The following is a 14436-nucleotide window of genomic DNA, read 5'->3' on the forward strand; positions in this document are numbered from 1 at the left end:
ATGATAATGATTCTCATTCGAAATTTGGATTAGGAGGATGTCTATGAAAAAGAAGATCAGTGCTGTTATTAGCGTGGTTATGTTGATGATTCTTTGTTTTTGCCCGCAGGCTTCGGCAGCCTATAACGATTTGCACGAAGGCTATGCAACCTATACCGGATCAGGCTATTCAGGAGGAGCTTTCCTTCTTGACCCTATCCCATCTGACATGGAGATTACGGCAATTAACCCAAAGGATCTTAATTACGGCGGTGTGAAATCCGCTCTTGCCGGCTCTTATCTTGAAGTGGAAGGGCCAAAGGGGAAGACGATCGTCTATGTTACCGATCTATATCCTGAGGGTGCCCCAGGAGCCCTTGATCTTTCACCCAATGCCTTCAGCAAAATCGGTGCTATGAAAGATGGAAAAATCAAAATCAAATGGCGTGTGATCAAAGCGCCAATCACTGGCAATTTCACATACCGGATTAAAGAAGGCAGCAGCCAGTGGTGGGCGGCAATCCAAGTTAGAAATCACAAGTATCCCGTTATGAAAATGGAATACTACAAAGACGGAAAGTGGATCAACATGGAGAAAACGGACTATAATCATTTCCTCAGCACCAATTTAGGAACGGGCTCTCTTAAAGTCAGAATCACTGACATTCGAGGAAAAGTTGTAAAAGACACGATTCCAAAGCTTCCTGCAAACGGAACATCTGGGGCGTACACAGTTCCCGGGCATGTTCAGTTTCCTGAATAAAACCTTTGAAAAACGGCGGAAAATCTAAATTTTCCGCCGTTTTTTTATACGTGCAAATGATTATGAAATAAGAATGTTGTGACTTACTTATGCAAGTTGGCACAGCAACGGTAGAGGAACATTTTAAATGAAAAGTCCTGCTCAAGAAAAAGGGCTAAACGAATCCTGCGACTGGTCTTTGTCTTTCAGCTACTTGGATGCTAGATGGTGACTCTGTATTCATTTGGCAACCCCTCCACCAAAGACAGCAATACCTATACTTGATAAGTAAAAATCAATATTTGCATATGTGGGCTGCTTTCGTTAATGTGTTGATTGGTTTCAAATTAAATAAATAACTAAAGAACCAATAAATTGATCAAAAAGCGTTTCCAATCCTGCTTTTTGTTGTGTTTGGGAAAGAAATTTCATAGCTCGTCTTATTGAAAAATTCGCATTAATCTTTCGCTTGTTGTTTCTCTCCTAATGTTAATACCCATTCTCTTAAGATATGTTTTTGCACATATCTTTTTCCGTCAATATCAATATGAGGGAGGTCTGTGAGATCCTTTGCTAAGAGTTTCGCCTCCGCTTGGGTTATTCCTAAAAAATGCCCGATGTAAAAGTAAATATCTCGTTCTTTAATCAGCATGATGTCATTTTTTTCGTTAGCTTTTGGGTTGTTAATATGCTTTAATCCTTCTCCGATAAAATATCCAGCCAATGCAATACCGATTCCTAAAAAAACGTCCATGTGTATGCCTCCATTATGTACTCGTCATGTTATACGGTCAATCTATACCATTGGTTTCATTTTGTTGACTGTGTACACAAAAAACCGCCAGAGCAAGCTCTGGACGGTTTCTATGCTTTTTCAATCTGCACTCGGCCTGAGAAAAAAGTGGCACCTCCGCCCATATCAGACAAGCGGTCGGGGGTCAGGGCGTTAACAAGCTGATTTTTGCCTGGTTCATCTGCCCATAATCCTTGACTGACGACAACACCGGGCAGCACTTGTTCTCCAACTGCGGCGGTTAGTTCACACTCACCTCGGCTGTTCCAAATCCGTACGGCTTCACCATCAGTGATGCCGTGTTTTTCGGCATCTTTCGTGTTGATAAAGAGTTTCGGTGTCTTTTCAAGTTTGACGTGTTTTGCATTATTGGAAAACGTTGAGTTTAAGAAATTATGATTAGGCCCGGGAACATACATAAACGGAAATTCATGATCCGGCGCAAGCGGCGTATGTGTCGGTAACGGCGGGAAACCGGCTTGTTTCATTTTTTCTGAATATAATTCTATTTTTCTGCTCGGTGTCGGCAATTTACCCGGAAATAGCGGCTTTTCACGCTTCGCCTTCATAAACGAACGTTCAGTAAGTGATTCATAAGTAATCTCTGCTAAATAAGGATTATCCGGATGGTGAAGCGCCTGGCGGATTAAGTCTTCATCTGAATCTTTAAGCTCCTGATCCGTAAATCCCATTGCCTCAGCCAATAACCGGAATACCTCAGTATTAGACTTACTTTCTCCGTATTTCTCAATAACCGGCTGCTGCAGCTGAATGTAATGATGCCAGTATGAGGTGTAAAAATCAGTATTTTCAAAAGCAGATGCAGCGGGCAGTACAATGTCCGCATATTTGGCCGTTTCTGTTAAAAACAAATCATGAACCACGGTGAACAAGTCATCCCGCAGGAGGCCTTGTCTGACTTTGTTCGCTTCTGGCGCCACAACGGCTGGATTCGTCCCATAAATAAAGAGGGAGCGAACAGGAGGGTCTGTTTCCAGAAGAACACTGCCCAGCTGGTTCATATTAAACGATCTCGGTGTGCGGCCTTTCAGTAAATCAGGACGCTGAAGCGCGGTGGTGTTATATTCTAAAATTCCGCTGTTATGCTTGATGGCACCGCCTCCTGTATGCATCCATTGACCGGTAATTGCCGGAAGACAGGCAATCGTTCTTACAATCATTCCGCCGTTGTCATGATGCTGAAGGCCGTTTCCGATTCTGATAAAGGAAGGGGAGGTTTCACCGTACATTTTTGCCAGCTGATAGATATCGTCGGTACTGATACCAGTGATCAGGGATACCTTTTCTGGATGATACTGTTTCGCATGCTCGCGCAGTTCTTCATAGCCGACTGTATATTTTGAAAGAAACGCTTCATCGTGAAGATTTTCTTTAAATAAAATGTGCATGATGCCGAGGGCAAGCGCGCTGTCGGTACCGGGTTTTATAGGAATAAACCAGTCTGCTAGACGCCCTGTCTGATTTTTATGCACATCAATCACAATAATTTTTGCGCCTTTTTTCCGTGCTTTTTGGGCGATTGTAATTTGATGCATATTTGTGCTGACTGCGTTAATTCCCCAAAAGATAAACAGTTTCGTATGGATCGTTTCTTCAGGATCGATTCCAGCACTCACACCCATGGTATATTTATAGCCCTCTGATCCGGCTTTGCTGCAAATCGTCCGCTCAAGCTGGCTTGAGCCCAAGCGGTAAAAAAAGCGGCGGTCCATTCCTTCAGCCGTTAATTTTCCCATATTGCCGTAAAAGCTGTAAGGCAGTATGCTTTCAGCTCCTTCTTCATCAATCAGCTGTTTCCAGCGGGATGTGATGGTGTCAATCGCTTCTTCCCAAGAAATTGGTTTAAACTCTGCCTCGCCCTTCACACCTGTTCGTTTTAGCGGAGTCGTCAGCCGCTTTTCATCATAGAGACGCTCAGCCATATTTCGTACTTTGTTGCATATATTTCCGGCTGTCACGGGGTGATCAGGATCACCCTGCACTTTCACAATTTTCCCGTCTTTTTTATGTACCAGCAATCCGCACTGGTCCGGGCAGTCCAGTGAGCAAACGGATTTAAAAATGCCGTTTTGTTGAGTGGCGAACGATTTCATAGCCCAGTTCCTCTCCCTAGTTAGATATATTGTAAGAATTATAACATTTCGAATGATAACGTCAATTCTGAAAAAAAGACATTGACATCAATCTGGGTCTTCTTTATGATTAACGTATTCTCAATTCTGAAAATTACATACAAAACATTTTCTATCAAGAGAGGTGGAGGGACTGGCCCTATGAAACCTCGGCAACATTATTGTGCCAATTCCAGCAAGCGCCAGCTTGAAAGATAGGAAAGTAAGGTTTATACCGGCTTCTGTCTGTGGCAGAGTGCGCCTATACATGAATCTCTTTCCATCTTTGGAGAGAGATTTTTTTGTGTGAATAATAACGATGAAAAGGATGTTTTGCATCATGACGGTTTTGATTACAGCACCGTACAACGAAGAAGGACGAAAAGAGCTTGAAGAATTGTTCGGTTCCGTTGTTTATCAGTCTTGGAAAGAAAACGGCCGGGCATACAGGGAAGATGAATTGATTCAGCTATTAAAAGGATCAAATGCGACGGGTTTGATTACTGAGCTTGATCAGGTGACAGAAAACGTGTTTGCATCAATGCCGGAACTTTCATTTGTGGGAGTATGCAGGGGAATGCCTTCCAATGTTGATGTGGCAGCAGCGTCAAACAGAGACATTCCGGTTTTCTATACACCTGGGCGCAACGCACAAGCTGTTGCTGAAATGTTTATTGGAAATGTGATTTCATTTCTCCGGCATACGAATACCTCTAATCAATGGCTAAAGGATGGAAAATGGAACAGCGATTATTTGCAGGCATATGCCAAATTCAAAGGTAATGAAATAACAGGAAAAACCGTGGGTATGGTCGGATTCGGAGCGGTTGGGCAAAGAATTGCAAAACTGCTGACTGCGTTTGACTGCAAGGTTTTGTATTACGATCCATACGTACAGCACGATTATCCGCAATATGAAAAAGTATCTCTGGAGAAGGTATTTTCAGATAGTGATATCGTTTCTGTTCATCTGCCGCGTACAGATGATACGCTTGGCCTCATTGATCGGCCGTATTTTGACTTGATGAAAGAGAGCGCCATTTTCGTGAATACATCAAGAGCTGTCGTGGTAAACCGAGAGGATCTTTTATCTGTACTGAAAGAAAGTAAAATCAGAGGTGCGATATTAGACGTTTTTTATCATGAGCCGCCAGAGCAATCGGATTATGAATTTATTACATTGCCTAATGTTCTGGCAACACCGCATTTAGCAGGAGCAACATTTGAAGTAGAGGATCATCACGTTACCATTCTGAACGAAGCGCTTAAAAAGTGGAAAGATGAAAAAACTCTCAATATTCCGACTTTATATAACAAAAACGATCTTAAAGCAGAGGTGTAAAAAGGAGGGCATCAGGATGACAAAACAAAAAGGTTATCTCGTATTTGACATTGGCACTGGCAATGCAAGAGTTGCGGTCGTAAGTGTGTCGGGAAGCGTTCAAACGGTTGAACGGGAGGACATTGTATATACGACCGAGCCGCTTTACCCGGACAGCCGCTATTTTTCTCCACAGGCGCTGTGGAATCAAATCATGAATCTGGCTAAACGTGCGATTTCTCGTTCTCATCATATTGAAATTATTGGTCTCACTTCAACAAGTCAAAGACAGGGGATCGTGCTATTTGATCAAAATGGTGAGTCTTTCCTCGGTCTGCCCAACATTGACAATCGGGGCAGGGAGTGGGAGGAAAACATACCGAATCGGGAAGAAGTATACAGCCGAACAGGCCGTCTGCCGACTGCGCTTTTTTCAGCGCTCAAGCTTTATGGTTTAAAGCACCGCCAGCCCTCCTTATGGGAAAAAACTGCAAGCTTCACAAGCATCAGTGATTGGGTGACGTATCAGTTGAGCGGAGTATTGACATATGAACCGTCACAGGCGACGGAAACGCTGCTGTTTGATGTAAAACAAAATACATGGTCAGAAGAGATGTGCAATATATTCGGTTTCTCGCCATCTATTCTTCCGCCTCTAGTAAAAGCGGGAACAGTCATTGGATCGATAACAGATGAGTATGCGGCAGAATTGGGACTATCACATCATGCGAAGGTTATAGCGGGTGGGGGAGATACACAGCTTGCTGTCAAAAGCACTGGTGCTGCTTTGGGAGACGCAGTCATTGTATCAGGTACGACAACACCGATTACCAAAATTATTGATGAAATTCATGAGGACAGACAAAATAAAGCCTGGCTGAACTGCCACACAGATCAAGGACAGTGGCTTGCGGAGACAAATCCCGGGGTAACAGGTCTGAATTTTCAAAAATTAAAGGATATTTTCTATCCGAATGAACCGTACGACGTGATGGAAGAAGAGATTGCTGCTCTTGCTAAGGAAGATCATGCATGTGTATCTTCCCTCGGTTCGTATTTATCGGCAGAAAAAAACGCCCTGACGAAAGGCGGCTTTCTCTTTGATGTACCGCTTTCAGCCCATTTAAGCAGAGCGCATTTTGTACGCGCGGCCTTACAGGAGATTGCATGTTCAATCAAATGGAACTTTGACATTTTAACAGAGATCACTCCGTTTGATCGTGACTATGTGTGGGGATGCGGAGGCGGATTCCAAAGCAGAGCATTTACACAATATATCGCCAATCTTCTTCAGAAAAAAATTTATGTCAAAGAAGGGTACAGTCAGGCATCAGTCGTTGGTGCTGCGGTGGTTTGCAATGAGGCCTATAGATTGACCGAAGAAATGTCTGGAAGTGTTCGGGTGATAGAACCGCAGGATTGCCGGATAGAAATGACTTTATACGAGGAGTGGAAGCAGGTCCAACGCTTCTTTTCAGGGTTAGAGCCGTCATCGGGAAACAAGGTATTAGTATAAGGCGGAATTTGCTGCTAATTGAGGAATTATACATTTTCTTACTTTAATGCGGTAATTGAGATAAGCATCTAAGGAGGATACAGATATGTTAGATAAAATTGGTATACCAAAGCGGCTGGCATGGGGGTTTTTAGGGGTTGTGCTGTTTATGATGGGAGACGGTCTTGAACAAGGATGGCTCAGTCCTTTTTTGATTGAAAATGGGCTCACCGTTCAGCAATCCGCTTCGATTTTTAGTATATACGGCATTTCACTGGCCATCGCTTCATGGTTTTCGGGTGTGTGTCTGGAAGCATTTGGCGCAAAGCGGACGATGTTTATGGGGTTGTTGTTTTATGTGATCGGTACAGCGGCTTTTATCGTCTTCGGATTTGAACAGCTAAATCTGCCTGTCATGTATGTGACTTACTTTATTAAAGGCTTAGGATACCCGCTTTTTGCTTATTCCTTCTTGACATGGGTCATCTACAGAACACCGCAGAACAGGCTCAGCACAGCTGTCGGCTGGTTTTGGATTGCGTATTGTCTGGGCATGTTTGTTTTCGGTGCTTGGTATTCAAGTTATGCAATTAAAACGTTTGGTTATTTAAATACGCTGTGGAGTTCTATTTTCTGGGTATGCCTCGGTGCAGTCTTCGCGTTGTTTATTAATAAAGACCGGTTTGAAAAAAAGAAAAGAAAAAGATCAGAAACGGCGGAGGAGCTTTTAAAAGGGGTTACCATTCTTGTTACCAATCCGCGGGTGCTGACAGGAGGAATGATTAGAATCATCAACAGCATCGGCACATATGGTTTCCCTGTGTTTTTGCCGATGCACATGGCTCAGCACGGCATTTCAACTAATGTGTGGCTGCAGATTTGGGGAACGATTTTTCTGGGCAACATTGTATTTAACCTCATTTTTGGAATTGTCGGTGATAAATTCGGATGGAAAAACACCGTCATTTGGTTTGGAGGTGTCGGCTGCGGCATTTTCACCGTTTTATTATACTATGCGCCTGTTTTTTCAGGCGGGAATATAGCTGTTGTGAGCATCATCGGCTTTATCTGGGGCGGTTTGCTGGCAGGCTACGTGCCGATTGGTGCGATCGTGCCGACAGTTGCCGGAAAAGACAAAGGAGCCGCCATGTCCGTTTTGAACCTCGCAGCCGGCTTATCGGCATTTGTCGGACCTGCTTTAGCTTGGATGTTCATCGGACTCGTCGGTGCACAAGGCGTTGTCTGGATTTTTGCGGTGCTTTATCTTGCGAGTGCAGTCATGACGAAATGTATTAAGCTACCTGAAGAAAAAGAAGTACAGAAAGAGACTTCCCCTCAATATGCATCCTGATGAAAAGCGCCCTGAAACAGGGCGCTTTTTATGATTTTTTTCAGCAATGGTTTCAGTTACAGAGTGCCGCGCAAATGATTGGTCTGGACGGGACTTCATCATTAGGAGTCCGCCAATAAAATAGTTTGGGCGATCGCTTCTGCATTAAAGCGCTTTTTAACTCTCATGATTGTATGCCTTTTTTTAAGTGTATCTTTGCAGGGCACGGCTCAACCATTGTAGTACGATTTAAGGGTCTCCGTATTTCTCTTCAATTAGATCTTCAAAAAAGGCTGATTTCAATGCTTTTTCTTCAACAACTATACGTTGCTGAACCATGATATACCTTTTTTCATATTGATCAATATGGAATTGTTGTATGTTTTGCAAACGAGGACGTAAGTTTTTTGAAATAAAATAGACAATATGTTGACAAACCAAAACGAAGTGCTATGATGATATAGACAACAAATTGTCTTTTGTGGGAGGATTATAATGAACTTTTCTAAAGAACTAAAAGATTTATTTTTAATGCAGCAGTCTTACGCTACACTTTTTTCTGTTTTAAACAAAATTCAATCACGAGGTGATGAGTACTATGAGAGCTTAACGACTAGGCAATTTATGACGATGGTCTCCATACTGCATTTACCGGAAGAAGAAACCACTTTCAACAACATTGCCAAAAAATTAGGTACGTCGAAACAGAACGTAAACAGGCTTGTCAGCAGTATTGAAAAAAGAGGATATGCCGTTACTGTGCCAAGTAAACGTGACAAGCGTGCGGTTAATGTGAAAATTACCGATTCTGGAAAACGCGTTTTAGAGGAGTGCGGTGAAAAAGCTGTGTACTTTATGGCAGATATTTTTCAGGGGTTTTCGACGGAAGAATTAGAGACACTGTGGAATTTATTGAAAAAGCTATACAGTTTTGACGGAGAAGAGCAGGATGGTTTCGAAGAAGATGCTCGTGACTTTGAAATTGAACAAGAACGTGATGATCTGAAAATAAAAATACTTCAGGAGTTCGCAAAACGGAGAATGTAAAAAGGAGATACGTATGAACAGCGTGGCATTAATAGAAAATTTGAAAAAGCAGTACACGAACAAAACTGCAGTAGACGGCATTTCATTTGAAGTAAAGGAGAGTGAAATCCTTGGGCTTCTTGGTCCAAACGGAGCAGGAAAAAGCACAACGATTCATATTTTATCCGGAGTACTGTCGGCCACTTCCGGAAATGTTACGATATTGGGCCATAATGTAAAAAACAGCGCAAAGAAAATGAAAAAGGGCATCGGAATCGTCCCTCAAGATATTGCCATCTATGAGGATATATCTGCTGAGCAAAATGTTCGCTTTTTTGCCAGTCTATATTCTCTTAAAGGAAAAGAGCTGAAAGCCCGGGTTAAGGAGGCCTTGGAGCTTGTACAGCTATATGATCGTAAAGATGATAAGCCTAAGACTTTTTCAGGCGGGATGAAAAGAAGACTAAACATTGCCTGTGCTATTGCCCATCAGCCGAAACTGATTATTATGGATGAGCCGACTGTTGGGATAGACCCCCAATCCAGAAATCACATATTGGAGTCTATTAAATTGCTTAAAGAAAAAGGAGCGAGCATTATTTACTCAACTCATTATATGGAAGAAGCGGAGGCTATTAGTGATCGGATTATGATTATGAATGAGGGAAAAATCATTGCTAACGGGACGAAAGATGAATTGTACAAAAAAGTAAATAAAGAAATGACTTACTCTTTTCAGCTGGCGAATGCAGATAAATTAAACAAAAACATTCTGATGGATATAGATGGGGTTATAAAAGTACACTCCATAGAGGGTGAATTGAAAGTTACAGTCCGAAAGAGCCGAGATCTCCTAGGTGAAATCATAGCAGAATTAAGTGTTCAAGGATGCAGCATTCTGCATATGAGCAGTCAAGAGGCATCATTAGAAACGGTATTTTTGGAGCTGACGGGAAGAAATTTAAGAGATTAGGAGAGGCAACATGAGTTTGGTAAAAGTAATGACATTTGATTTTATGAATATTTTAAGGAATCCGGTTCTCGTTTTAGCTAATACGATTTTTCCTTTCATTCTTATTGTGATCATGGGTTTTGTCACAAAAAACAGCTTTGGGGCAGATGGTATCAGTTCATACGATTATTACGGGGTGAATATGATCATTTTCTCAGCGGCTCTGATCGCAATGACCGCGTCCAACACATTTATGGAAGAAAAGGTGAAGAGAGGAAACATCCGCCTTGTATACGCACCCGTTTCGAAAACAAGTATTTATCTTTCAAAATTACTATCAACTTACATATTCAGTGTGATATTGTACAGCATGAATGTATGGACGGCCCAAACGATTTTTAAATTGAACTTTGGCGGAGAAGACCTTCCGTATATCTTGCTTTTACTGCATGTCTTTTTGTTCTTTGGCTGCTGTTTCGGCACCATGTTTTGCTGCATTTTTAAAAATGAAGAACAGGCGAATAGTATCATGCAAATTCCAGTTGCTTTTTTTGTTTTCTTTGGAGGCGTTTTTTTCGGAATTCATAGATTTGGAGATACCGTAAATGAAATTTCCGTATTTTCTCCGGTTAAATGGGTAGCGGAATGCTCATTTCGCCTCATTTATGATCATGATTTCAGCATTTTGCTGCCTGTGGTATCCATTCTTCTCTTGGCTTCAGTCGTTTGTATTGCCGTTTCCCATGTTGTTTTTAAGCCGGAGGGATATGTATGCTGAATCTATTCCGAAATAGGTGGGAACGAATACTGGCGAAGAAAGCCGTTATCATCATTGCAGTGATTATCATTCCGCTGATGGTTGGAGCAGCGATTCTTTTTTCCGGTAAACCGGTCTTAAAAGAAACCATTGCATTTGTCACGGAGCAGGATGAAATGAAAAATCTCCCCAAAGATCCTGCCTTTCGAGTGGTTATGGTCCATCAAAAGCCGAGGTTTTCTGATCTTATGTTAGGAAAATATGCAGCAGTCGTAGAAAAAAATCATCAAGACTACAAGGTAACCACTTTGAAGAGTGAAGCGGATAAAAAAATGATTCGGGAGCTTTTTGAGACTGGGAAAATGCCGAACAGCTATAAAGGAGAGGATAAAATAAGGACTGAAAGAGGGACAGGCACAAATATCTTAGGTTTTATCGTGATGCTTGTTTTTATGCAAGGTGCCGCGCTCACTGCCTTGTATCCTGAAGACCGCATGCTTAAAACCTTCAGGCGGATTTTAGTGTCACCCGTAAACGAGAACAAATACCTGTGTGTTCAGTTTATCTTTACATTTTTATGTCTATACATACCAACCTATCTGGCCATTGTGATGACAACAATATTATTTCATGTGAATATTGGCTTTCGCTTGGACATTTTTGCTGAACTGCTGGCTGTTCTCGCAGTGCTTGCAGCGTCATTCGCTATTTTTATGTCCTCAGTTATGGATCGAAACTTAAGCTTGGTGACGAGCGGAATCAGTGTGGTTACGTCTGTATTGTCAGGCTGTTTTATTTCTTTTACGACTAATCTTCCCGTCTTAGATGCACTATGTGCGATTCTGCCGCAAAAAGCATTCATGACCTTTATCCATGGGATAGAAATAGGGCAGACAATGCGGGAATTCAAATTTCAGCTTTTTTATATCTTTATTTGGTCGGCATTATTTTATTTCTTTGGTGGCTTTATGACAAGAAGCAGGATGAAGAAAGGGATTTATTAATGGATGTCACTAGATGCATAGAACGCTATGCATCTTTTTTATTGTTTCGTTATAATGAGTTATTTATTAGGGAGTTTTTAAGAATGAAGTGGCATTGCTGGCACGAATACAGAACCGGACATTTTATATGACAAGGCTCCGTCTTCGCCAATGCTGCGATAGAATGCGGTCTTTTTGATTGCCGCTACTGTGAGTATTTTAGCTATGATATTTTGAGAGGCAATCCTGCGGAGTGAAAACAGACGAGAGACTTAGAGAAGAGCAGCTAGAATCTCTGCTCATTCTCTGATTTTCATGAATTTATCATAGAATAAACATTTGTATCATAAGGGAAACCGCTTTGGTACATATATTGTCTTAATACGCCTTCTTTTTCAAATCCCATTTTTAACAGCAAACGATTTGACGCTTCATTTTCCATAAAAACAACTGCACCGATTCTCGTTAGTTCAAGGATATCAAAGCCGAAAGACACAATTTCTAAAATGGCTTCTGACGCATAGCCGTTTCGCCAATTCGCCGGGCTGATTTCATAACCGATTTCTGCACGTTTATGCTTGAGGGCCAAAGCATGAAAGCCAATCGTACCGATGAGTTCTTTGGTGTCTTTTCTTTTCAATTCCCCACCGTATTCCCCGCTTTTCTTGATAATTGTCGGCAAACTGATGAATCATTGTTTTTGCTTGATCTATACTTTCAAAGGGATCAAGTCCGTAGTAGAGTGTGACGCCATGGTTTGAAAAACAAGTAAAAATGGCTTCCGCATCTTTCTCTGTCAACTCTCTTAGAATAAGCCTGACGGTTTCTAATTCAGGAAACACCGAATCCCTCCCTTATGGTGTATGTAGGTTTATCATATCCCTTTTATTTCCTCTTTTCTATAACGAAATCGAATTTGATGAAGCAAAGGAGCGGATTTGTTTTTCTAATTCCTCTTTGTTTTTATTAAATTGTTTCGTTCGATGGCCGTTCGCCCCCGATGGGTGAGGGAAGCCGTGTAGGCAGGTCAGCCGCCATTTGCTGTTTTCCCTGATCAGTGTTTCACAGACTGTTTCGGCTGCTTTGCCTAGCGGGATAAGAAGAGCAGGGCTCGATAGCTTTTCAAGTTCAGCGGGAAAATGCTTATATGCATAAGTGCTTAGCATAGATGAGCGGGGGATAGCCGGACGATGTCCTGTATAGTTTTTCTGTTGAATGAAAACAGGGTATTTGATAACAGAAGTGGTGTGAAGCATATGGCGCAAGTCGCCGAAAAGCTGTGCGGCGCTTTGAATGCCTAAAACCTGCGGCAGCCCGCATTGATCCAGCATCGTAATCAGGTTATCTCTCATAGTTCCAGAAAGTCCTGCCGCTTTTTTGGTGTCTAAAGCTATCTGTTCTAGAGATCGGCCTTTGCGCAAGCTTTCTGCGGCTGTTTCATAAGCTGTTTTCATCTGTGAAAAACCCGGCGTTATGCCTGACATCACAACTGAAGCATCTTGATTGATATATTCATTATGAGGTGAATAGTACATTTCAAGCGCGTTTTCTTGGTGTATGCGAAATGGGGAAGTGAGCAAATCCGTTTTCGAAAGCGGTCTTGATACCGGAAGAGTATTTAATTTCTCTGCAAATGCTGCTAAACCGCTGCGGTTTCCAATCATGGGTGAACCTCCCTAAAAATGATATCCCATTGTCCATTTTAAACGTTACAACGGGATATCATTCATATTTAACCTCTATTCAAATGTCCTGCGTGCCACACCTCTTTAACTGCTTGAGGGGCTTCTTTCACTTCAGCAGCAGTCTGCTGCAACGCGGTTTTTTTCATTTCAACATCGTACTGAATCATTTTTTGTTTTTCAGACAGCTGCTGTGCTTCCGTTTTTACCATTTCAACTTGTTTTTGCATGGATTGCGTAACTGCAGTGAGTTCCTTCATGGCGGGATCTATTTTCTTCTTGTTTTGAATCACATTTATCCCTAAGTAAATGATTGAAATGGCTATTACTGCGATACTGATATAAACGATAACCATATGTTCACCCCTTTTCTAATGTCATACCCTATTTCGCCTATTATAATCATGTGAAATGTTATCTGGTCAGTTCATATGATTTGCGTATTGGTTTTCTTGTGCTTATAATGTGTTATCGTACATATGTAAACAAAGAAAGGGTGCTTCAATTGCAAAGTTTACAAAATAAAACTGCTCTTATCACAGGCGGAGGCAGAGGGATTGGACGCGCGACAGCTCTTGCGCTTGCGAAAGAAGGCGTAAATATCGGTTTAATCGGACGAACTGCCGCCAATGTTGAGAAAGTCGCAGAAGAAGTAAAAGCACTTGGTGTGAAAGCTGCGTTTGCCGCTGCGGATGTAAAGGATGCGGCGCATGTTGATCAAGCTGTGGCTTCTATTAAAGAGGAGCTAGGCGAGATTGATATTCTCGTTAACAATGCGGGAATCAGCAAATTTGGCGGATTCTTAGATCTATCCGCTGATGAGTGGGAAAATATCATTCAAGTGAACCTAATGGGTGTATACCATGTTACTCGTGCGGTGCTTCCTGAAATGATTGAACGCAAAGCTGGTGACATTATTAATATTTCTTCTACAGCCGGCCAAAGAGGAGCAGCTGTCACAAGCGCTTACAGCGCATCCAAATTTGCCGTTCTTGGGTTAACAGAATCTCTCATGCAAGAAGTGAGAAAGCATAATATCAGAGTCAGCGCGTTAACGCCGAGCACTGTCGCAAGTGATATGTCGATTGAACTGAACCTGACAGACGGCAATCCTGAAAAGGTTATGCAGCCTGAGGATCTTGCTGAATATATGGTAGCTCAATTGAAATTAGATCCGCGTATTTTCATTAAATCTGCAGGATTGTGGTCAACAAATCCGTAAAACGAAAGCCTGTCTAGCGACA

The 14436-nt window shown here is 42.0% G+C and carries 12 protein-coding genes, 2 pseudogenes and 1 riboswitch; of the genes and pseudogenes, 9 read left to right on the plus strand and 5 right to left on the minus strand.

Annotated features, from left to right (window positions below; genetic code table 11):
• Positions 1-43 precede the first annotated feature (43 nt).
• Entirely contained in the window at positions 44-742 is a 699-nt protein-coding gene (locus H7F27_RS10870) for an expansin ExlX (protein ID WP_185847886.1), read from the plus strand.
• A 436-nt stretch (positions 743-1178) separates the two neighbouring features.
• Here H7F27_RS10870 and H7F27_RS10875 read toward each other — a convergent pair whose 3' ends face one another.
• Positions 1179-1475 (minus strand): hypothetical protein, encoded by a 297-nt coding sequence (locus H7F27_RS10875; protein ID WP_185847887.1) that lies wholly within the window; start codon positions 1473-1475, stop codon positions 1179-1181.
• A gap of 110 nt (positions 1476-1585) precedes the next feature.
• The gene (locus tag H7F27_RS10880) at positions 1586-3628 is read right to left on the minus strand and encodes a molybdopterin oxidoreductase family protein (protein ID WP_185847888.1); all 2043 of its coding nucleotides are present in this window, start codon (positions 3626-3628) and stop codon (positions 1586-1588) included.
• 148 nt (positions 3629-3776) lie between these two features.
• Positions 3777-3868: riboswitch (SAM riboswitch) on the plus strand.
• Positions 3869-3965: 97 nt separating this feature from the next.
• Between H7F27_RS10880 and H7F27_RS10885 the strand changes: the two genes are divergently transcribed.
• The 7 genes from H7F27_RS10885 (at position 3966) to H7F27_RS10915 (ending at position 11531) form a co-directional block, all read left to right on the plus strand.
• Entirely contained in the window at positions 3966-4988 is a 1023-nt protein-coding gene (locus H7F27_RS10885) for a 2-hydroxyacid dehydrogenase (RefSeq protein WP_185847889.1), read from the plus strand.
• 16 nt (positions 4989-5004) lie between these two features.
• Positions 5005-6483: an FGGY-family carbohydrate kinase gene (locus tag H7F27_RS10890; protein WP_185847890.1), complete on the plus strand. Its 1479-nt coding sequence runs from the start codon at positions 5005-5007 to the stop codon at positions 6481-6483.
• Positions 6484-6568: 85 nt separating this feature from the next.
• Positions 6569-7813 (plus strand): MFS transporter, encoded by a 1245-nt coding sequence (locus H7F27_RS10895; protein WP_185847891.1) that lies wholly within the window; start codon positions 6569-6571, stop codon positions 7811-7813.
• Positions 7814-8287: 474 nt separating this feature from the next.
• Entirely contained in the window at positions 8288-8839 is a 552-nt protein-coding gene (locus H7F27_RS10900) for a MarR family winged helix-turn-helix transcriptional regulator (RefSeq protein ID WP_024121646.1), read from the plus strand.
• Positions 8840-8852: 13 nt separating this feature from the next.
• The gene (locus H7F27_RS10905) at positions 8853-9791 is read left to right on the plus strand and encodes an ABC transporter ATP-binding protein (RefSeq protein WP_185847892.1); all 939 of its coding nucleotides are present in this window, start codon (positions 8853-8855) and stop codon (positions 9789-9791) included.
• A gap of 10 nt (positions 9792-9801) precedes the next feature.
• On the plus strand, positions 9802-10548 hold the full coding sequence (locus tag H7F27_RS10910) for an ABC transporter permease (RefSeq protein WP_185847893.1): 747 nt from the start codon (positions 9802-9804) through the stop codon (positions 10546-10548).
• Positions 10542-11531: an ABC transporter permease gene (locus tag H7F27_RS10915; RefSeq protein WP_185847894.1), complete on the plus strand. Its 990-nt coding sequence runs from the start codon at positions 10542-10544 to the stop codon at positions 11529-11531. Before H7F27_RS10910 ends, H7F27_RS10915 begins: the two co-directional genes overlap by 7 nt.
• Before the next feature lie 292 nt (positions 11532-11823).
• On the opposite strand, the pseudogene H7F27_RS10920 reads toward H7F27_RS10915, so the two are convergent.
• The 3 genes and pseudogenes from H7F27_RS10920 to H7F27_RS10930 all read right to left on the minus strand — a co-directional run bounded on the left by H7F27_RS10920 (position 11824) and on the right by H7F27_RS10930 (position 13548).
• Positions 11824-12352: pseudogene (locus H7F27_RS10920) on the minus strand (GNAT family N-acetyltransferase).
• Between the two features lie 43 nt (positions 12353-12395).
• Positions 12396-13174, minus strand: a pseudogene (locus tag H7F27_RS10925) (hypothetical protein).
• 68 nt (positions 13175-13242) lie between these two features.
• On the minus strand, positions 13243-13548 hold the full coding sequence (locus H7F27_RS10930) for a DUF948 domain-containing protein (RefSeq protein WP_185847896.1): 306 nt from the start codon (positions 13546-13548) through the stop codon (positions 13243-13245).
• Positions 13549-13697: 149 nt separating this feature from the next.
• On the opposite strand from H7F27_RS10930, the gene H7F27_RS10935 reads away from it, so the two are divergent.
• Positions 13698-14414, plus strand: coding sequence for a 3-ketoacyl-ACP reductase (locus H7F27_RS10935; protein WP_185847897.1), 717 nt, complete (start codon positions 13698-13700; stop codon positions 14412-14414).
• Positions 14415-14436 lie beyond the last annotated feature (22 nt).

This window comes from Bacillus sp. PAMC26543 (assembly GCF_014250375.1).
Classification (GTDB): Bacteria; Bacillota; Bacilli; order Bacillales; family Bacillaceae; genus Bacillus; species Bacillus halotolerans.